We start from the raw sequence: 21745 nt of genomic DNA, 5'->3' as shown, positions 1-21745 counted from the left end.
GAATGAACTGATCGGAATGGCAAACATTTCAGGGATAAATTTAAAACAAATTATCCAATGAAGAAATTGTGCTTATAATTTTTTCAAAACAAAGTTATTTAGTCAACATAAATTATCACTATTTGATAATTATTTAATTAAATATAGAATATGTCATGCAAAAAATATCATTTTTCTCATCAGAGAACTTATTCATACGTTTTAGAATCAACTACGCTAAAAGTGCATACCCGCTGAATGACTTTTCTGTTATAAAGCAAATAAAAGCCACAGCTTTAGACTATTTTTAAGGAGTAAACAGCTCATCATGGCAATTTCGAGTTTTGGTAAAATTCTCACTGTACTGGACTTATTTTCAGTTTCTCGCCCGATTATCAACGTTGATATCATTTGTGATGAGCTCAATCTCTCAAAACCCACTGCATATCGCTATTTAAAGGAACTGGTATCAACTGATATCTTGAAACGTATTAGTGGAACATCTGGTGACTACACTTTAGGCTCTAAAATAGCGGTTTTAGACTATATTTCGCATAGTACAGATCCTTTAGTACAAATCAGTATTCCGTTCATGCGAGACATCGTAGATCGTACAGAACTTTGCTGCTTACTCACCTATTTGAATCATGATTACTGTATTGATTTACATCATGAAACCTTCAAAGCAGCCGAGCTGCTTTCATACGGACGTGGCTGTCCTCGACCTGTATATGTGGGGGCATCACCTAAAATTGTGATTGCTCATTTAACCAAACAAAGAATTCAGTCTTACTATGAGCAATTCTCAAATGAGCTTGCCAAAGTTGGCTTTGCCCATGATCTAGATGAATTCGCTCAACAGATGAAAAAAATCAAAAAGCAGGGATTTTATTTATCTCAAGGTGAAATTGATCCACAAGTTTGCGGTCTGTCTGTACCGATACGTTTTTCCACAAAGGAAGCACCGATCGCCTTGACCTTAGTTGCATCAAAAAATCGTTTTGATTTTCTGAATATTCAGAAGCTTATCGAAATCTTACAAAGCAATGCAGCTCAGATCGAATATAAATTTGCAACACTGACTGAAAACCAAGCAAATCAAAACTGAGAATATTAAAAAATCTTTACACTTTCATGCGTTGTAAATATCAGTATATTCTCATATTATGATTATGTTCTTCAGCATACTCTCCCAAAAAGAGCATGACTTTCCTCAGAGAACTAAGCTCATATTCGTTATGGGCTTTTTTCTTGAGCTGTATATGAGGCAATAAAAAAGCCCTCTAGTTAGAGAGCTTCTTAGATTTGATGCTATTAGATTGATGAGCAATTAAGGCTGTTTTAAATAAGGCCATGCAGCTCGTAGATATATAATCATCGACCACAAGGTTAATATCACCGCAGCATACAATAAAGCATACGCCCAGATTTCTAATGGCTTCCAGTTCAACAAAAATACGCTAATCGCAATCATTTGAAAGGCAGTTTTATATTTACCTACGGTTGAAACCGCAACATTGGTTCTTGCACCCAATTCTGCCATCCATTCACGCAATGCTGAAACTGTAATTTCACGAGAAATAATCACAATCGCAGCAAATGCCATGGAAATTGTAGGTTGCCATTGAACCAAAACAATCAAAGCAGCAGCGACCATCAATTTATCAGCGACAGGATCGAGAAAGCGTCCAAAAGCCGATGTTTGATTTAATGTCCTTGCGAGGTAGCCATCAAACCAATCTGTTACAGCTGCAAGGACAAAGATCGCGGTCAAAATCAAATGTCGCATCATCCCACCATGATGCTCAGCAATTCCAATCGCTGGTGGCCAATAGGCAATCACCAAAAAAACAGGAATAAAGGCAATACGTGCCAATGTTAGAATATTAGGAATGTTCAGGATTCGCCCTGTGCTCATAAACACCGCCATGTTGGTCGCATCAAATATGCATATTGCACAAAGGTTGTGCCGAGATTGTATCCATCTGTAAGCAACTTTATACGAAATACGAGGAAGTGTCGACTAGGCAAAAATGGCAACCGTCTGCCTAAGGATTGCAATTAATCGATTTTCACTATCCCAAAGATAAGCATATTCTGTTGAATAACCGTGTTCTGCAAACTCAGTAACGACTTTATATTTAAACCAGTCATGCAGTTGATTTTCAATCGGGTGTATATATGTAATGTGCCAACTTAAAGAGCTCGCTGGTGCTGATGTTTTATACATTGGCAAAACACCTGGCGGCCACACATCCATTAAAGAAAATAAATCACCCAAACATAAATCACGATTTGAGTGTAATTGAGGAGAAAAACGACACCATCCACCAAAATCAGGTGTCTTACTACCTGCCATTGGATAATGACCTTCAGCCCAACACAATTCGAACTGTTGTAAGCATTCAGGCATCAAACCTTCAAGATAAACCATTTTTTCCAGTTGATCTGCTGTTACGTAGTCAGGAACTGTTGGTTGGTTATTCACCACAATTCTCGACTCTCGCCCCAAACCGAAGCTTGCGACTAAAACACTTTGCACTGCATCGACTTGCCAAAGACGAATTTCAAGTGTCGTCACTGATTTCCCTTGTCTCAATACTTCAGCCGTCAATTTGGCTACACCTTGCTGTACAGGCCCAACAAAGCTGACACTGCAACTTAAAAGCTGTTTTTCTGAATCATTGACTGTAAGAATTGCTTTTTGAATGAGCAGACCTGCGATAAGACCACCAAATACCGTACGCCCTTGCAACCATCCTGATGGAATATCAATCCATTCTTGTTGTTCTAGCTGTTGATACAATCCAAGCAGTGACATTATTATTCCTTAAGGAGCAAATTCACTTTATCTTTCAACGTTTCTTAAGTTTTGTGAATGATCATTTATCCATAACTCTATGGAAGATTCGGTCAATCCTCCCTTTTATTCATGAAGAATTTTATAAATCGTCCTTGCCATCACTTCTCCCAAACCAGGAACAAGCATTAATTCTTTTTCTGAAGCTTTTAGCACGCCTTGTATACCGCCAAAATGAGTCAATAAATCGCGTCGACGTTTAGGTCCTAAACCAGGGATTGCTTCCAATACAGAACTACTACGTCGCTTATCTCGCTTGGCTCTATGTTTGGTGATGGCAAAACGATGTGCTTCATCTCGAACTTGCTGAATCAAGTGCAAAGCTTTGTGGTCTTCAGGCAATTGGATCTTTGTACCATCAGTAAAATGTAAGGTTTCTAAACCTGGTTTTCGCCCTTCACCTTTAGAGACCCCAATCATAAATGCATCTAGACCAAGCTCTTGCATGACATCCATAGCCATATGCAACTGCCCTTTACCACCATCAATCAGTAAAAGGTCAGGTAACATATTCTTCTTATAACGACGAATCAGTGCTTGACGCATCGCTGCATAGTCATCACCACCGGTAATGTCCTGAATGGCGAACTGACGATAATCTCTTTTCCGCGCTCCACCTTGATCGAACACCACACAGGAAGCGATTGGTGCTTCCCCCATGGTATGACTAATATCAAAACATTCAATTCGATCAATCGGACGTCCTGCAACTTGTTCAAGTTGATGAAAACGCTCATTCAACTCTAAATGATTACTCAACTTCCCTTTGATTGCATGCTGCACGTTCATTTGTGCAAGCTCTTGCCACTCAGCCCGTGTTTCTCGAACTTTGTGCTTGATCTGAACTTTCTTCTCAAAGGTTTGTTGTAACGCTTCTTCGAGTTGAACTCGATCAGGAAGTTCGACATTCACAATCAACTCTGAAGGGATTTCATCTGCCACTTGGAAGTAGAAGTTGGCAATAAAATCACTGAGCATTTGTCCAAGATCATCGCCCAACATATCTGGAAAATAGCTTTTTCCTCCCAACATACGACCATTACGCACATACATGATTTGTACGCAGGTGACACCCGCTTGATAGGCAATCGCTAAAATATCAGCCTCACCTTTTATTTTAAATACCGCTTGTTGTGCTTGAACTTCACGTAATAAAGACAACCGATCTCGATAAAATACCGCTTTTTCGAACTCAAGAGCTTCTGCCGCTTGCTCCATTTTGCCGATTAATTCCTGATTCAGTTCTTTGGTATCACCTTGTAAGAAGCGAATTGAATTATCAACATCTTCTTTATAATCTTCTGGGCTAATTAACCCCACACATGGTGCTGTACACCGTTTGATTTGATATTGTAGACAAGGGCGTTTGCGTTGAGAAAAATAGCTATTTTCACACTGTCTTACATTAAATAGTTTTTGTAAGGTTAATAGAGTATCTCGCGCGCTGTAAGCACTTGGATAAGGACCAAAAAATTTTCCGATTTGATGCTTACCTTTACCTCGCCCACTGGCAATACGAGGATAAGGTTTATCTGCGGAAACAAAGATATAGACATAGGACTTATCGTCCCGCAGCATGATGTTATATGGCGGACGATGTAATTTGATAAGATTTTGTTCTAATAGTAGCGCTTCAGTTTCGGAACGAACGATCAATGTCTCGATATCATAAATACGTGCAACCAAAGCTTGTGTTTTGGGATGTTCAATTGTTTTAACAAAATAGCTGGAGACACGATTTTTTAGATTCTTCGCTTTACCGACATATAGTAACTCCCCATCTTTGCCTAGCATTTTGTACACACCAGGCAATTGGGTCATATGAGTCAGTATTTTTTCAATGTGTTCACGCGCGTTTGGATTCACAGCAGACTTTCATGATCAGTATTGGTTTGATGATGTAGTCTGCATAAATCAATTTCAAGTGAATTGAGCTAAAATCCATCAACTCAATGGCTCAAATTACACCGATAATTAAAAAACTCGACTCAATACTTTATCAACGCTCTTAAATGCTGACTCATTAAAGAAATCACAAGCGAGTTCATTTGTCGGAGTAATTGGATTCACCTCTCTCATCGTATGGTAAAAACCCCAATACTCACGTGCTTGATGACGAATTCGCGTATCCGCTAAATTAAACTCTGTACTAGGTTGATATGCTGTCCATGATGCATTTTGCCAAATACCCTGATTTTGAACAGTACTACTGGTACTGACATGCGCAAGATTTTGCGTTGGATAAGATTCAATATAATCTTGAGTACTCAACTGAACTTGTTTTTGCCAACATGTTGCACCTGCAGGGAATTTATCCTGACTGGCAAACAATAGTCCTTGAATAATTTCTAGTGTTACATCGCTTATGAACGATGATGCTGTCGCTTGTCTTAAAAAATAACGTACATAGTCAGAAACCTCTAAGCCAGACAAGTCAATCTTCTTGAGCTGATAAGTAAGTTTAAATGCTGTTCTCTGTTCTAAATTATAAGGTTCATACTCTAAAACACTATCACTGAATACGGCTTTACGACCTACGATATAAGCACCAGTGGTATTTTGCGGTGGAAATATGGTTGATATCCCATTGCTAGTAATAAAGTTTCGAAGCGCTTCAGTCTGTAATTTTGGTGTTTCGGTATAAGTAATTAAAAGATCATTATTTTTATCCACTTGATACGATTTCTTTGTCAGTTTATTAGACTCATTTGCAGCTGAAAGATCATAACTATAAAAAGCTTTATTTTGAGGATCAACAGTTCCATAAATATCATCAATTTCTTCAGTACAAGCCACTAAACTTAAAATACTTAAACTAATCAATAGCTGTTTTTTCATTATATTTTCTCATGATTTTAAATATCAAATTTTATCCAAATTATACTATCTGGTACAACTAAAAAAATATCGCTCTTTTTAAAAATAAGTTTTCTATTCAACATGAAATGCGAAATTATCAATCTATTTTTTAGTGAGTACTGACTGTATTGCCTGACAGAAAGCCTCTTTATTTTTAGGTGATACCAAAATATAAGTTGCTATACCATTCTTTTTATAATCAATGCGTAAACGATCCAAAGATAGAGCTGGGGACGAGGTCAGATGATGTGTGCTTGTAAGCTCAACAATATCCTTCTTATTTATTCTCCATTTAAACCACATCGAATGAATCGTCAGTTCATGTTCAGTCACAACATAACGAGTGTTTAAGATCGGCCACCAGAGCAATCCAATCGTTAGAAAATATATAACTGCATGCTCAGGGTATTCTTGCATGGTTCCTTTAATATACATCGTCCATAAAAACTGCAGCAGTAAACCTGTCGTCGCAATAACTATTCCCCATAACCACCAATCTATTTTCGAACGAAATGTCTGCATACTTTGTACCTCGATAAAATTCACTCATTTAAACGTATTTTATAACGAGAGCAAATAAAAAACGCCCTGTTGGGCGTTTTGATTTCACTCATTAAAATACATAGGGACGTATAAAAATAAGGAAGAATAACCCTAACATTAAGAACCACTTTAAAAAGTAATAAAGTTGGCGGTTTGATTTCTTTAATGCTTTGGCTTTAATTCGGATTTGGTAAACATAACTAAAAACTTTATTTAAACCACCTGTTTGGTCACCTGCTTCATTAGGTGAACTCGCAGCAGTCATCACACTTTTACCAAACCAGTGATTAAACTTTTCCATAAAACGCGTCTTTAATGGACGCTCTACATCAGCGAAAAAGATAATACGGTTTTGATCTGTTTTATTTTCAGCGTAGTGAATGTAGGTTTCATCAAACACAACACTTTCACCATCACGCCATGAATAACGTTCGCCATCCACATCAATAAAGCAACGGTCATCATTTGGCGTAATCAAACCTAAATGATAACGCAACGAACCTGCATAAGGGTCACGATGTCGTACTAAACGACTATCTGGTGCCAACTCGGTAAACATCGCAGCTTTAATACTTGGCAATGTTTTCAACAAAGCCGTCGTTTTTGGGCAAAGCTCTGCAGCTGACGGATGCGCAGAATCGTACCATTTAAGATAAAAACGCTTCCAACCTGTTTTAAAAAATGAGTTAAAACCTAAATCATCGTAACTACTTGAAGCTTTAATCCCACCCTTGTCGTATAAAGCTTTCGCCTCATCACGAATCATTTCCCAATTTTCATCTAAAATTTTTAGGTCTTTGAAATATTGAGTATCGATATAAGGTTGATTCGGTACTTTAGAAAACATGTACATTAAGAAATTAATCGGTGCGAGCACAGTAGAATGGTCAAAAAATTGACGATAAAACGAATGCTTAACTTTACCACGACGCTGAATATACAACGCCGAAATGATAAAGATCGCTAATATGATCCATTTAATCATTGATATCGGCACTTAAAAATTAATCGCCAAATTTTAACACCATCCCTCACAATTTCTAGCCGCTTTTACTCAAACTCCGACTTGGATAGCGAGTTAATTTTTTTTAATTCTATTTTTCAAAAACTTAATAACTTTTTTTAAAAACTATATTTTTGTTTTAAGCTCTTTTTTCACCTGATACATTCTTGCATCGGCTTCATGGATTAATGTTGTTGCATCAATATACCCTTCAACATGATCGGTTTGTTTGACACCGATACTCAAGCTAATTGAAGGTTCTATTTGGCGAATATATTGCTCCAAACGAGGTACAAAACTCTCTATCGCTTGAGATTCTGTACATCTTGGGAAAATGATACAAAATTCATCACCTCCGCATCGAAAACAATGATCATCAAGTCGAGCAACATAGCGGATACCATCTGCCACTATTTTTAAAATTTGATCGCCACGTGGGTGCCCAAATGTATCGTTGATCATTTTGAAATCATTAATATCAATAAATACCACCGTCACAGGTTCTAAAGTATGTTCAGCCGTACATATAGTTGCATTCAAAATACTATTTAAATGTCGAACATTCAGTAAACCTGTCAGAGGATCAGTTTGTGACAATGCTTCCATTTGTTGTGCGCGATCTTCGAGGACATTGGCATATTGTTCAATTTTCTCTTTAGACGATTTGATTTCACTGACTAAACTCCAAACATAGGTTTCAACAACTAAAGAAATATCAAACATGAATAGTTTTTCTAGAGTTTGCACAACTTGATGATATTCATCTGTATGTCCAATTTGCTCATACACCAAAGTCATTAATCTAGTTTTGAGATGATAAATCGCCGATAAATATAATTTGGGTTCTACACCGATCCGCTTATGCACTAAACCAATCCTTAGACGGTTGTTAACGTAATTGGCATCATAAGTCCCAGAAAATAACTCAGTGACGTATTGTCGTTGCGCACGTTGTAAACGAGATAAGGTATCTACATCTCCAATCAAAGTTGCAATTTCGTCTACTGAAGTTTGTTGTTGATAAAACTCCATCACAACTTGATCAAATAAAGGCTCAAGCTTTATGCCTAATTGAACCAACTGTAGAAGTTCTTTATTCGTCAACGATAATAAAGATTTTCGATACTCTATTTCCTCTGAGGAAATATGCATTTGTTTCATCAAGGTTTGGTCTGTTGGTTTCATCCTGACACCTCTCATCCCCAAACAAGATTATCGAGAATCGAATTGGATTGATTTTCAGTTCTATCTTGTTCTGAGTGTGCAAACCATCTTTAGTTAAATTTTAGCCTTTATTTCCACTTTCCACTTCAAGCATTAACTAACATTTTTTGTCAGCTGATGACGGTGTTTCAATATGAAAAATAAATGCTGTGAATGTTTAAAAGAACCACAGCTTCCCTATTTAAAGGTTCTAGCGCTAAATGTGATTTTCTTCTCAAAATGCAGCAAGAAATAGACCAAAATAAAGAATTTGCCTTTGAACAAATAAAATTTAATATCTATTCCTTTAAGAAAGCACATATTCCACAGTAAATGACTGTTTTAGATAAATTTATTGTTGTAAGTACTTATGGAGATTATTTTATTCATTTCAGCATTTTTTATTTACAATCATCATTATAAACAACAATAAACCATTGATTTAAATTAATTAAAATAATAAAAAATGATCCATCAAAACAATAGATGACCCTCGCGTCACGGCTTGATACAACTTGTTATGTTCTTTTTGGATATAGTTATCGTAAGATTAGCGAAGCATTTTTGCGCCCTTTCAGGCGCATAAGCTTTATGACATCAACTTAGAATCCTCCACAACAAGGAGATCAGGCATGATCCACGCTGGCAATGCCATTACCGTCCAAATGCTTGCGGACGGAATTGCAGAATTCCGCTTTGACCTACAAGGTGAGTCGGTTAATAAATTTAACCGTGCAACCATCGAAGACTTCCAGGCAGCGATTGCTGCAGTTAAAGCCAATAACGACATTAAAGGCTTAGTTGTTACTTCTGGTAAATCAACATTTATCGTTGGTGCTGACATTACTGAATTTGGCGACAACTTCGCTGCTGGTGAACAAGCAATTGTTGATTGGCTTATGCCTGTACATGACGTCTTCAATAGCTTTGAAGATTTAGACATCCCTAAAGTTGCTGCAATCAATGGCACAGCATTGGGTGGCGGTTTTGAAATGTGCTTAGTGTGTGACTACCGTGTCATGTCTGAGCAGGCACAAGTTGGCTTACCAGAAATCAAACTTGGTATCTATCCTGGTTTCGGTGGTAGCGTTCGTTTAAGCCGTTTGATCGGTATCGACAATGCTGTTGAATGGATGGCAATGGCGAATCCTAAGAAGCCAGCTGCTGCGCTTAAAGATGGTGCTGTAGATGCAGTTGTTGCTGCTGACAAACTTCAAGAAGCTGCTGTTGACTTAGTTAAACAAGCACTTGCTGGTCGTTTGAACTGGAAAGCAAAGCGTCAAGAAAAATTAGACGCAATTAAATTGAACCCACTTGAACAAATGATGGCGTTCAATACAGCAAAAGGTGCGGTTCTTGCTAAAGCAAATCCTGCACAATACCCTGCTCCTAAGTTATTGCTTGACTCATTACAAGCAGGTGCAAACCTTACACGTAATGATGCATTAAAAGCAGAAGCTCAAGGTTTCGCTAAAGCTGCGATCACACCACAAGCTGGCGCACTTATCGGTTTATTCATCAATGACCAAGTTGTGAAGAAAACTGCGAAAAAATATGAAAAAGGTGCTCATCCTGTAAACCAAGCAGCTGTATTAGGTGCGGGTATCATGGGTGGTGGTATTGCTTACCAAGCGGCAAGCAAAGGCACTCCAATCATCATGAAAGATATTGGGAACCCACAACTTGCATTAGGTATGAAAGAAGCGAACGGCTTGCTAACAAAGCAAGTTGAACGCAACAAAATGAAACCTGCACAAATGGGCGAAACACTTGCTCGCATTCGTCCAACTTTAAGCTACGATGAGTTTAAAGAAGTGGATATCGTGATCGAAGCAGTGACTGAAAATCCAAAAGTAAAAGAAATCGTACTTGCAGACACTGAGAAGAATGTTCGTGAAAACACGATTATTGCTTCTAACACGTCTACGATTTCAATTACGCGTTTGGCGAAAGCATTACAACGTCCTGAAAACTTCGTTGGTATGCACTTCTTTAACCCAGTACACATGATGCCATTGGTAGAAGTGATCCGTGGTGAGAAGACATCTGATGAAGCGATTGCAACTACTGTTGTTCTTGCTCAGAAAATGGGTAAAACACCAATCGTTGTGAACGACTGCCCAGGTTTCTTAGTTAACCGTGTATTGTTCCCTTACTTTGGTGCATTCGACCTACTCGTTAAAGACGGTGCTGACTTCCAGCAAGTGGATAATGTAATGGCGAAATTCGGTTGGCCTATGGGTCCTGCATACTTGATCGACGTTGTTGGTATCGATACAGGTGTACATGGCGCAGAAGTGATGGCTGAAGGTTTCCCTGACCGTATGAAGCCAGATTACAAAGGTTCTATCCAAGCGATGTACGAAGCAAAACGTCTTGGTCAAAAGAACGATGTTGGTTTCTACAAATATGTGTTAGACAAGAAAGGTAAGAAAGCGAAAACTGTTGACCCAACAGCTTACGAAATCATTGCGCCTTTCGTGACTGGCGAAAAACGTGAATTTGATCCACAAGAAATCATTGACCGTATGATGCTTGCTTTCTGTAACGAAACAGTTCGTTGCTTAGAAGACAACATCGTTGCAACTGCTTCTGAAGCAGATATGGCGATGATCATGGGTGTAGGTTTCCCTCCATTCCGTGGTGGTCCATGCCGTTATATCGACCAAACTGGTGTTGCTGAATACGTTGCGCTTTGCGACAAATATGCACACTTAGGTAAAGCTTATGAAGCGCCACAAATGTTGCGTGACATGGCTGCTAACAACAAAAAATTCTACGGTTAAGGAGCGACGTGAATGGCTACTTTAAATCCACGTGACGTTGTGATTGTTGATGGCGTTCGTTCTGCCATGGGCAAATCACGTAACGGTATGTTCCGCAATGTACGTGCCGACAGTTTATCTGCTGAATTAGTACGTGCACTTGTTGCTCGTAACCAGTTTGATACCAACGAAGTTGAAGACATCATTTGGGGTTGTGTAAACCAAACTTTAGAGCAAGGTATGAACATTGCTCGTAACATTGGTTTATTAGCTGATATTCCAAAGACTGCTGGCGGTCAAACCGTTAACCGTCTTTGTGGTTCTTCTATGCAAGCACTTCATACTGCTGCTGCACAAATTGCGACCAACCAAGGTGACATCTTCATCATCGGTGGTGTAGAGCATATGGGTCACGTAGGTATGATGCACGGCATCGACCTTAACCCTGAAGCATCTAAACACTATGCAAAAGCATCTAACATGATGGGCTTAACGGCTGAAATGTTAGGTCGTATGAACGGTATCTCTCGTGAAGAACAAGATGCGTTCGGTGTTGAATCTCACCGTCGTGCATGGGCTGCAACACAAGAAGGTCGTTTTAAAAACGAAATCGTTGGTGTTGAAGGTCATGATGCAAATGGTTTCAAAATCCTTTGCGACATCGACGAAGTGATTCGTGCTGACGCAAACCTTGAAGCATTCAAAGCGTTGAAACCAGTTTTCGATCCTAAAGGTGGTTCAGTAACAGCAGCAACTTCTTCTGCTCTTTCTGACGGTGCTTCTGCAATGTTAGTTATGTCTGCTGAACGTGCTCAAGCGCTTGGTTTAAAAGCACGTGCTGTGATTCGTTCTATGGCTATTGCAGGATGTGATGCTGCGATCATGGGTTACGGTCCAGTTCCAGCAACTCAAAAAGCGCTTAAACGTGCTGGTTTAACGATGGCGGATATCCAAACTATCGAATTAAACGAAGCATTTGCTGCTCAAGGCTTATCAGTAATGAAAGGCTTAGGCATCTATGATAAACAAGACATCATTAACTTGAATGGTGGTGCGATTGCATTAGGTCACCCATTAGGCTGTTCTGGTGCTCGTATCACTACTACATTGTTGAACGTGATGGAACAACAAGATACACAAATTGGTCTTGCGACTATGTGTATCGGTCTTGGTCAAGGTATCGCGACAATTATCGAACGTGTTTAATCGACACTGAGATAAAAGAAAAATCCCCGCCATGTGCGGGGATTTTTTTATAACCAATTCTATTTATTAGAGAATTTAAAACAGCGATCAACCCAAATAAAGTCTATAGACAAACAAAGTGGCATCAGATTAATATCGGATTTCCAAAAATTATAAGGCTCTAACAATGTTTAAAAATATGGCAGCAGATTTAATGGGGACAAGCGACATTGGTCGGATCATCGAACCAAGAGACTATGACAAAACAGATATTGATGACTATATTTTTCATGAAGATAACGAAAAAATCTTTTTCCTAATCAAAGCCAAAACTGATGAATATTGTTTCACAAACTCTGCTTTCATCCATCTCGATGGTACAAGTGCTGTAAGTAAAAAACGTACTTTAAACCGATATCCCTACAAACATTATCAAATCAGTCATGTTCAGCTCGAAACTGCAGGTACAGTAGACCGTGATGTAGAACTCAAGTTCCATCTAGGCGGTGCAGCATATTCAATTGATATTGAAAAATCACAAATTGAAAAAGTGCGCGATTTATATAAAGCACTGTTTAGCATTGGTGAGGCTTGTAAAGAAATCGAGCGCCAATCATCATTGCTTTTTTCAACACAACAAGCTGTAAATAATATGTTCTCGTTGCGTGAACTTCCTGAGCAAGTGTTATTAAATTTACCAAGTATCATTTCACAAACAACGATTCAAGTTGAAACAAAACTGACTGAGCATCGTAAAAAGATTGAAAACTATGATTTTTCTGCAATTTTTGAGCGATATATAAAAGAATAAATAAAAAAATCCCCGTACTATTACGGGGATTTTTTATCTCAACATATGATTTAAGTTAACGTGTTAGAAAGTTCTGAGGTGTTTTCAAACCCGCTTCAATTTGTTGTTGTAATTTTAATAGATCATCCAAACTTACTTTTATAGTACCTTCACGAAATGCGTTCGCATTATCCCGATTAATATTGAGGGGTTCTAACATTTTGAAGACCCCATTACTTGGATTAGATGACTGAAAGCCCATCGCAACAGCCATAATATAATCTTCTAAAAAAGGTGAAACTTGAGATAAATCAGGCTGTACGGTTCTCGGCTGATAATCCATCGAAGTTGTGACTTCGGTGAGTTGAGCATTTTGAATATCAGTCTGCTGCTTGTTTATATAATGTTGTAGGGCTTGGCGGACTTTGATATCTTCCTGAAAAGGAACCAATCCAACCTCTTCACGTAGCTCTGATTCTGCCATGATCCGAATCGTAGGCAAAGAACCTACCTGTTCTTCGGCTTGAACAGTGGCAATACCGATATAAGTTAACATCGTAATCAGCAATGATCGTTTGAGTAAGTTCATTTCTGCTCCAAAACTCAGTCATCAAATCCGTGATGAGATTAAATAAAAGCATCTACCTATAGGCTACAACAAAGTGCTGTTTTATTCAGCAGAGGTCAGATAAACGGTAAATTTCATTAAAATTTTAAACTTTAGATAAAAAAATTAAAATAGACTCATCTGTTAGATGTTTGTAAAAAATCAAATTTCAACGCAAAAAAAACCTCGCATATATCGCCTTTTTTGATTATTGTCCTAAGAGCTATTTTCATTTTTTTGTTCTTTTTTAAATTTAAAATTCAAAATATTAGGAGTAAATGGATGTCGTCAACATCAGCAAAAATAACAATGATCTGCATGCTAACAGGCGTTGCTTTAACTGGATGTGCAACTAAAACCCTTATTACTAAAGACAGTAAAACCTATACTCGTACTGAACGTGTCATGTTAGTTGAGGACAATGTCGTTGCATTCGGACGACCTGCGCAAGCATCTGCGAACTTACCGAAAGACAGTATTGTGATTGCAGGGCAAAAAAACAGTTATATCCTGACGCAAGGCGGCACTCAGTTTGTCAGTTTGATCAATAAACTTGATCCTAAAAACATTCAAATCACCAGAGAACTCAACTTCTATTCGGAAAAGAATGATGGAAATTTCTCAGGTACATTGCCGCTGTCTTATGTAAAACTTAAAGAAGACCTGAGCAAAAAGGACTTAGAATTTTTCATAGAGAATGGTGCCAAAGAATGTTCATCATCTAGTGACGAACGTATGCAAGCGCAACGCTTTTGTTTTGATATTAAATTGGCGGGGGTAGTCTACCCTGCCGCAAACAATCTCAGTTCATTAAAAGCATTGAGTAAACCTTATCAAGTCTCGATTTATACCCACAAACAAGAAACTTATAGCTCTAAATCAGGTATGAATCCTTTTGAAAAACTCGTTTTGTTGCCATTTGCAGTGGCGATTGATGTAGTGAGCTTACCGTTCCAAGCAGCTGAAAAGATTTTTGATTAAATAAAAAATAGGTCTTTGATCATTGTTCTGAAAGATACTCAAAGACCTTCCTACTATGTTGATTCTAAATCAATGCGTCATATCAACTATGTGTTTCTTCTTCGCCTTCATTATCAAAAGTTTTAGCGATCTTTTCGATATTTAGGCTTTTTGCCATCGCATCAAAAATATCTTTATATACACCCTGTTGCTGATAAAGTTGATGATGTTCACCATGCTCAACAATGGCACCATCTTGCATGACATAGGTGTAGTCAGCATCTATGATCTGAGAAAGACTATGAGAGATAATAATCACAGTTCTACCTTGTTTGATTTCATCTAAACTGTGCTTAATCTGCTCTGTTGCGATTGCATCCAAACTCGCTGTGGGTTCATCTAGAAAAATAATCGGTGGATCTTTCAGAAACATACGTGCTATTGCGATTCGTTGCTGTTGTCCACCCGACAATAACAATGCATCAGATTGATAACCTTTAGGTAACTTTAAAATTTGCTCATGGATCGATGCTTTTTTAGCAGCTTGGATAATTTCGTCTTCACTTGCATCCATTTTTCCATAGCAAATATTGTCTTGTATCGTGCCCTGAAAGATATGATTTTTTTGCAGCACCAAACCAATATGATCTCGCAAATATTGAGTATCCATATCATTCAAATCAATACCATCCAACAGAATTTGTCCTGTCTGCGGTAAATAAAATTTATCCAATAAGCTGATTAAAGTTGATTTGCCTGCACCAGATAATCCTACCAGTGCTGTAATTTTATTGGGTTGTATGGTCATACTAATTTCTTTAAGCGCATGATGACCATTTGGATAGAAGAAATCTACCTGTTTTAACTCAAACTTTCCACTGAGTTGTGAAGGTTTCTGCTGTCCTGAGGTTTCAATCTCATTATCCGCCTCAAGAATCTGAAAAAAACTTTCCGCATAAATCATGGCATCATTGACCTCATCATAAATACGATGCAATGAGCGAATAGGAGCTGAAACATTATTAAATAGCAAAATATGAAACATAATCATCCCGATACTCATGTCGCCAATCAACACAAAATACGCGGTAAGGATAATGATAAAAACGATCCCAATTTGCTCAGTAAAAGTTTTAACGCCATCAAAAATAAAACTAATTTGACGCGTGTGCATCTGATTATCAGTAAGCTGCTTTTGTAAGATCAGTTGTTTTTCAGCTTCAACTTGTTCACGGTTAAACGACTTAATGACTGTGATCGAATTAATAATACTCAGAATACCCTGACTTTTCCGCTCACGACCATCTCTTAAACTCCGTCTTACTCCACCTAATTTCTGCGCTTGTTTAAAGGTCAACCAAAAATAAATCGGCACGATACTTAGGGCGACTAGCCCAATCCAAAAATTAGCATAGAACATCAAACCCAATGCGAGAATCGCGCTACTGAATAAAGGCAAAATGTCGATAAAGAAGATTTGAATCAAACGTGTAATCGAACCAATACCACGATCAATACGAGTTTGTAATTTTCCTGCTTGATTGTCATCTTGAGTGAAAAATGAAAGCCGATAGGTTAGAAATTTCTCAATAATTGCTTGGGCAACATCTTGTGACACCATGATTCTGAGACGTTCACCAAATAACTTTTGCCCAAACTGAATCAAAGTACTGATAATTTCTTTACTAAGTAAAATAACACTGATCGTTACTAAAATATGCCAACCTTGAGCAAGACCATCTCCCGCTTCTACTAAACGATTGATTTGATCAACAGCATATTGCAGCGTTAAAGCATTAACCTGAGCGGTCAATGCTCCAATCAAAGTCAGGATTAAGGTGATTATCACCAATAGTCTGTAAGGCTTCACAAAAGGTCGAACTTTGATAAAAAGTTGCCATAGATTCATGTTTTTAACGTCAACTCTCCTCAAAAACTTTTAATTTAATTCAAACCAGTATCGTCTAAATAACCTAGAGCTCTTTTTCTAAAACAGCAACATTGTTATTTTTAATTTTCTCTATTTGAGCATTTAGCTTTAAAACATCTTGGTATAACGTATTGAATTTGCGGACTTTAGCAGATTCATGAAACAAAATAAGTTTTCCTTGTCGCTGCCATTCATATTTTTTTAACAAATCAAACATCGCTTGAGCTTTCTCAATGATTTGCTGTTCTATAGCAAAAATATCTTGAGCTGGATCAACATGCAGATTCTTAGCGAGTTTTTGTTGTAGGCGTTGCTGTAACTCAGCATCTAGAGAAAGTTCTTTGGCATCAGCTAAAGCTTGAGATTGTATCTGCTGACGCTTTTTATCGTACTCTAATGATGCACGGCGAACATCGCTAAACATTTGCTCTGTTTCTTTATAGTTTGATTTACTATCACGCTCCAATCTTTCTACATCTAAAAATGCATCCCACTGCGCTGCTTTTAATTGACGTAAATAGTGATTACGCGCCTCAATATTCTCCTTCCAATAATTCAGTAGAAACTCCGACATCAACTGATAATCACCAGATAGCCGATCATCCTCAACCTCCAATTGTACGGGCGTTGACCAATCCTGTGCTTGGATATATAGCTCACGCATTTTTTCTGCCATCACGACATCAAACATTTTCTGATTTTGAATTGTTCGCTGTTTTGAATTATTTTGATAGATGAAAAATGCCCCTATACATACCACGATCACACCGAGAATCATTAAAATACGGCGCATAAAGCCTCCCTAGCTTCATTTTATTTTTTTGTTGTTAAAGTCAGTTTAATCAATAAGAAAACAATATATATAGTTTTTATTTCACTTCTCGTAACGGAGCATTACATTTTAATCGCTTTAAATTCAGCAACTACGCCCCTATTATCTCTTTTAACGATAATTGAAGAGAAATTTTATGCGCGTTGATATTTGGTCAGATGTAGTTTGTCCTTTCTGTTACATCGGAAAAAAGCGTCTTGAACATGTAGCTGAACAAGCAGGCATTGAGCTAGATATTCATTGGCATAGCTTTGAACTTGATCCTGACGCCCCTACAAAACACGAGGTTTCAAATACTGAACGTCTCGCGCAAAAGTATGGACGTAGTTATGCAGAGATGGAAGAAATGGAGCGTAATGTCGCCGCTATGGCAGCGACTGAAGGCATCGATTTCCAATGGCAAAAAGCCAACTCTGGGAATAGTTTTAACGCTCATCGCATCATTCATTTGGCACAAAGCAAAGGTTTAGGTAATGAAGCAAAAGAAGCTTTTTTCCATGCTTATATGACTGAAGGTTTGGCGATTGGCGAGCGAGAAGTTGTTGAGGAAATTGCTTCGCGTATTGGTTTAGACAATGCTGAAGTTGAATACGTGTTAGATTCAGATGAATTAGCTGACTTTGTACGTCATGATGAAAAAATTGCACATGAGCAATTTAAGGTCACAGGCGTTCCTTTCTTTGTTTTTGATCAGAAACTTGCTCTTTCAGGCGCACAGCCTCGAGAAATCTTTTTACAAGCACTTCAACAAGCACAAACCTCATCAGTAGAAAGCATTGAGCAGGACAACTCAGCTCAATGTAATGATGAATCTTGTGAAATCAAACATTAAGACATCATTCATTACATAGGTTTCGGTTCACCCCGAAACCTATGCGCTTCACGCATGTAAAAATCAATACAATTCCAATCATTATTGATCACGAATCAGGCATTTTTATTGCACTAAATAATATGAAACAAATCCTGTAATTACTTTGATCAAGTTTTGACTACAGGCTTTGTGATGAATATCACATAAAGAATTTAAATTTATAGATATCTTTGTGTATAGCCATCTAATTATCCGATTCTATCTATTAATACGTAGCAGTTTTAAAGCTAAAAGTATGATCTAAATCTCGATTTAGCAAATTTAAATACAGAATTTGAATAACTTAGGCACTATAGATTTTACGCATTTTTCTTCTATAATCGTCATAAAGTGACAATCTTTTGTTATGGAAATGCAAGAGTTACAAGCCTTAATAAACGGTCAGATTCAACCAGAACAAATATGTGTAGAACAGCTTGTCGCATTGGCAAAACAGCACACTTTGGCAACCACGACTGAATACAAATTGCTTGAAGATGCTGTCAATGTTGTACTTACTTATTATTTAAAACAGGCTCAAGCCTATCTCTAAGGAAATAAGCAATGGACGTATTAGAGAAAGCATTATTGGTTGATGAGCTCAAACATCTTATTGTTGGGCTTAATGATAATAAAGCTTCGCTTTTTGAAATTGCCAAATCAAAAAAAAGAATTAAAGACATTTGTGCATCATGTAATGACCCTCTTTTTCAAGAAGAATTAGCGCAGTTCAAACAATATATACAACAAGAAGAAGTCCCATCTGAGGAACTTGCTGCATATGGTTTTTCGATGACTTATTACGGCACATATAACTTCTCAGAAAAAATTGAGCATGCTTTATTTGCTGCTCCTGATATGGGATGGGCAACCTTACGCCAAGCTAATCATTGGCAGGTATGGGTGGTTCGCCCTGCTTTGTCATTTTTGAAAAGTCCGTGGATGGACTCAAGCAAAGAAGCTTTAGAATGGTTAACTAAACACGCTAAACAATATGTCAAAACTGATGAGCAGCTAAAACAAATCATTCCAATCTTAGAACCAATCAGTGAGGCTGGATTAGATTCAACAACAAAGGCAACTCAAACTGAAACCAAGGATGTGTTAACGGTGCTTAAAGAGAAAACTGCGAATTTCGATGCACAGCTTGAAGCGATTATTCAAGAAAAATTACAAACTGCACCACCAATTGCACCTTCGACACCATCAGTTGCGAGCAGACCAAAACCAAGTTTTAAATCTGCTTCTCGACCGACTGCGAATCTAGAAAAAATTAAACCTCTAAATACAGAATTTAATCTAGATGGTTTAGTTTGCCGACTTGAACGTGTAGATCCAAAAGTTTTTCCATCTTTGTATCATGTAGATCTACATGATGAGATTAATCAAAACATTAAAATTGATTGGTTATATTTAAAAGCTGAAAATGATGAACAACCAATTTGGGAAACAGCTCAAATCTTTTTAGCTGAACAACTCTATGCACAAGGTCAATTTTCACATTATGTTGTCTTAATTGGTACACACAGCGTTGAATATGCAACGAGTGTTTTACAAACTTACACTGATCAACGCCATACGCGTACCAGCTCCATACATCAGACACATTGGACGACCTTTAAACAACACTATCATCAACATGAAACGTTGTTTAATGAATGCATCATGAATGGTCATACAGTTTGGCAACGTGATGAAGATGCTTATCCATATATTCCAGCATCATTTATCAATACACAGAAGTTCATTCCTTTTGATGAAACAGCGGCTAATTTCCTTACACCAATTATTCTGTTAAAAGAACGTCAAAAAATTCGTGTGATACATGGCTTAGAACGCATCAAACTTTCCTCTGAAGACCAAGCCTATCCATTCTTATTACTTGATCGTACAAATGGCTATACATGGCAATTGATTCGACAAGTGATTAGTAGTTTAGCTCAACCGATCTCAGTCCACGCCTTGTATGATGCTTTAGCTAAGGCGGACGTTTCAGCATAACAAAAATCTATCACAAGATTTATATAGCCACATTCATCTCAGAATGTGGCTTATTTTTTTAAAGTTTATTTGTATAGCTCTCTGATAAATTGCTGTTTTTTGTGTCTAAATATTGATTTTAATAACGAAATAATAAAGAGTGAAAAGAAGAACAATATATAAGCTTAAATTATGAATACTTTTTTAAAAACGGTCCCTATCGCCCTTGTTCCAACACTTTTGGCTCTTCCATTTGGCGTGATAACTCAAGCCACTTACGCCACTGAAGAAACATCCGTTCAGGGTGAACAAGCTCATGCATCAGACTCGGCAAATCTATTAAGTTATATACCTAAATGGGTCGATGCTACACCTACTATACTTCCTGAACAATCTGATCAACCTATCGTTCCACCAACTTCAGAAACCGAAGATAGAACGTGGATTGATCGCAAACAAAAAGATATTCGGAATTGGGCAGACCGAACTTCTGTCAAAATTGATGATTGGTTTGGAGATGTAGATCCAGAAAGGCCTGCTTCAGCTACCATTCGGGTCTTGGTTGATAATTATTGGAATAAATATGATCAATATGAGGTTAAACCTCGTATTCGTGGAAAAATCAAACTACCAACATTAGAAAAAAAATTCAGTGTGGTTTTTGGTGATGACTCCCTTGATGATGAGTTTGACAACAATGTTGCCAATACCAACACTCAACCGAATCAAGATCCTGATAAAAAATTTGATTCAAAACAAACTAGAGACAGTAATGGATCAATCGCATTACGTTGGTCAAATTTCTCCAAACGACTACCATTTGATACCGATGCAGATATCGGTATTCGCTCTGGTGATGATGTTTATTTACGTTTGAGAGCAAAAAAATATTGGGATTTAGATCATGACTTTAATTTCAATGCTGAACAAATCTATCGCTATGGCAGTAAAAGTGAAAACTATCTTCGAACAAATTTAGAACTGATTCACGCACGCCCAAACCAACCTTTTTTATCAAATCAACTCAGTTTGACCTATGCTGATACACAAGATGATGATCTACGATGGGACAACCGTACATTCCGCCAACACCAATTTTTCGCACACAATAGTTTTAAATACGGTATTTACACGGGTGGCTATTACGATAACAACGATTTACGTCTAAATAGTTGGGGGCCTTTTGTATCTTGGCGACAACCTCTTTGGCGCGAATGGTTCTATGTACAAGGAGATCTCAATTATTTTAACGACCATCGTGAAGATCGAAGCCATTACGTCAGTACATTTGTTCGGTTTGAAAGTTTGTTTTGATGAAATTAACAGCGATCTTGTGGATAACTTTAAGTTTATCCATAGCAAAAAACCTCTAATCACTTAGAGGTTTTTTGCTATC

Annotated in this window: 19 protein-coding genes; 9 read left to right on the top strand and 10 right to left on the bottom strand. The window is 37.7% G+C overall.

Annotated elements, in window-relative coordinates:
* Window positions 1-307: 307 nt before the first annotated feature.
* Entirely contained in the window at window positions 308-1087 is a 780-nt protein-coding gene (locus F948_RS00685) for an IclR family transcriptional regulator (protein WP_004958594.1), read from the top strand.
* A 222-nt stretch (window positions 1088-1309) separates the two neighbouring features.
* Here the strand turns inward: F948_RS00685 and pgsA are convergent, their stop codons facing one another.
* The 7 genes from pgsA to F948_RS00650 all read right to left on the bottom strand — a co-directional run bounded on the left by pgsA (window position 1310) and on the right by F948_RS00650 (window position 8429).
* Complete coding sequence (pgsA, locus tag F948_RS00680) at window positions 1310-1897, bottom strand: CDP-diacylglycerol--glycerol-3-phosphate 3-phosphatidyltransferase (RefSeq protein ID WP_004916874.1); 588 nt, start codon at window positions 1895-1897, stop codon at window positions 1310-1312.
* A 105-nt stretch (window positions 1898-2002) separates the two neighbouring features.
* The gene (locus tag F948_RS00675) at window positions 2003-2800 is read right to left on the bottom strand and encodes a thioesterase family protein (protein WP_004958591.1); all 798 of its coding nucleotides are present in this window, start codon (window positions 2798-2800) and stop codon (window positions 2003-2005) included.
* A gap of 105 nt (window positions 2801-2905) precedes the next feature.
* A complete protein-coding gene (gene uvrC, locus F948_RS00670; RefSeq protein WP_004916878.1) occupies window positions 2906-4705 on the bottom strand; it encodes an excinuclease ABC subunit UvrC in 1800 nt (599 codons plus the stop codon).
* A gap of 108 nt (window positions 4706-4813) precedes the next feature.
* Window positions 4814-5677, bottom strand: coding sequence for a hypothetical protein (locus F948_RS00665; protein ID WP_004958589.1), 864 nt, complete (start codon window positions 5675-5677; stop codon window positions 4814-4816).
* A gap of 123 nt (window positions 5678-5800) precedes the next feature.
* The gene (locus F948_RS00660; RefSeq protein ID WP_004958586.1) at window positions 5801-6220 is read right to left on the bottom strand and encodes a PH domain-containing protein; all 420 of its coding nucleotides are present in this window, start codon (window positions 6218-6220) and stop codon (window positions 5801-5803) included.
* A gap of 91 nt (window positions 6221-6311) precedes the next feature.
* Window positions 6312-7226, bottom strand: a complete 915-nt coding sequence (gene lpxO, locus F948_RS00655; protein WP_004916883.1) for a lipid A hydroxylase LpxO — start codon at window positions 7224-7226, stop codon at window positions 6312-6314.
* A gap of 144 nt (window positions 7227-7370) precedes the next feature.
* Window positions 7371-8429 (bottom strand): diguanylate cyclase domain-containing protein, encoded by a 1059-nt coding sequence (locus tag F948_RS00650; protein ID WP_004916884.1) that lies wholly within the window; start codon window positions 8427-8429, stop codon window positions 7371-7373.
* A gap of 650 nt (window positions 8430-9079) precedes the next feature.
* Here F948_RS00650 and fadB point away from each other — a divergent pair.
* The 3 genes from fadB (at window position 9080) to F948_RS00635 (ending at window position 13208) form a co-directional block, all read left to right on the top strand.
* The gene (gene fadB, locus F948_RS00645; protein WP_004916885.1) at window positions 9080-11233 is read left to right on the top strand and encodes a fatty acid oxidation complex subunit alpha FadB; all 2154 of its coding nucleotides are present in this window, start codon (window positions 9080-9082) and stop codon (window positions 11231-11233) included.
* 12 nt (window positions 11234-11245) lie between these two features.
* A complete protein-coding gene (fadA, locus tag F948_RS00640) occupies window positions 11246-12418 on the top strand; it encodes an acetyl-CoA C-acyltransferase FadA (RefSeq protein ID WP_004916887.1) in 1173 nt (390 codons plus the stop codon).
* Between the two features lie 166 nt (window positions 12419-12584).
* A complete protein-coding gene (locus F948_RS00635) occupies window positions 12585-13208 on the top strand; it encodes a PH domain-containing protein (protein WP_004916889.1) in 624 nt (207 codons plus the stop codon).
* Between the two features lie 55 nt (window positions 13209-13263).
* Here F948_RS00635 and F948_RS00630 read toward each other — a convergent pair whose 3' ends face one another.
* Window positions 13264-13776, bottom strand: a complete 513-nt coding sequence (locus tag F948_RS00630) for a hypothetical protein (protein WP_004916891.1) — start codon at window positions 13774-13776, stop codon at window positions 13264-13266.
* A gap of 300 nt (window positions 13777-14076) precedes the next feature.
* On the opposite strand from F948_RS00630, the gene F948_RS00625 reads away from it, so the two are divergent.
* Window positions 14077-14775: a YidX family protein gene (locus F948_RS00625; RefSeq protein WP_004916894.1), complete on the top strand. Its 699-nt coding sequence runs from the start codon at window positions 14077-14079 to the stop codon at window positions 14773-14775.
* A gap of 82 nt (window positions 14776-14857) precedes the next feature.
* Here the strand turns inward: F948_RS00625 and F948_RS00620 are convergent, their stop codons facing one another.
* Window positions 14858-16663 carry an ABC transporter ATP-binding protein gene (locus F948_RS00620; RefSeq protein ID WP_004916897.1) on the bottom strand — a complete coding sequence of 602 codons (1806 nt, stop codon included), beginning with the start codon at window positions 16661-16663 and terminating at the stop codon, window positions 14858-14860.
* Window positions 16664-16727: 64 nt separating this feature from the next.
* Window positions 16728-17477, bottom strand: coding sequence for a hypothetical protein (locus F948_RS00615; protein ID WP_004916900.1), 750 nt, complete (start codon window positions 17475-17477; stop codon window positions 16728-16730).
* 175 nt (window positions 17478-17652) lie between these two features.
* Between F948_RS00615 and F948_RS00610 the strand changes: the two genes are divergently transcribed.
* The 4 genes from F948_RS00610 (at window position 17653) to F948_RS00595 (ending at window position 21663) form a co-directional block, all read left to right on the top strand.
* Complete coding sequence (locus F948_RS00610; protein WP_004916903.1) at window positions 17653-18348, top strand: DsbA family oxidoreductase; 696 nt, start codon at window positions 17653-17655, stop codon at window positions 18346-18348.
* A gap of 388 nt (window positions 18349-18736) precedes the next feature.
* A complete protein-coding gene (locus tag F948_RS00605) occupies window positions 18737-18922 on the top strand; it encodes a hypothetical protein (RefSeq protein WP_004916905.1) in 186 nt (61 codons plus the stop codon).
* Window positions 18923-18933: 11 nt separating this feature from the next.
* Entirely contained in the window at window positions 18934-20370 is a 1437-nt protein-coding gene (locus tag F948_RS00600) for a hypothetical protein (RefSeq protein ID WP_004916908.1), read from the top strand.
* Between the two features lie 171 nt (window positions 20371-20541).
* Complete coding sequence (locus tag F948_RS00595) at window positions 20542-21663, top strand: hypothetical protein (protein ID WP_004916911.1); 1122 nt, start codon at window positions 20542-20544, stop codon at window positions 21661-21663.
* Window positions 21664-21745: the final 82 nt, after the last annotated feature.

This window comes from Acinetobacter junii CIP 64.5 (assembly GCF_000368765.1).
Taxonomy (GTDB): domain Bacteria; phylum Pseudomonadota; class Gammaproteobacteria; order Pseudomonadales; family Moraxellaceae; genus Acinetobacter; species Acinetobacter junii.
Note: the sequence above shows the minus strand (reverse complement) of the source record. Positions and strands in the feature narration are given on the sequence as shown.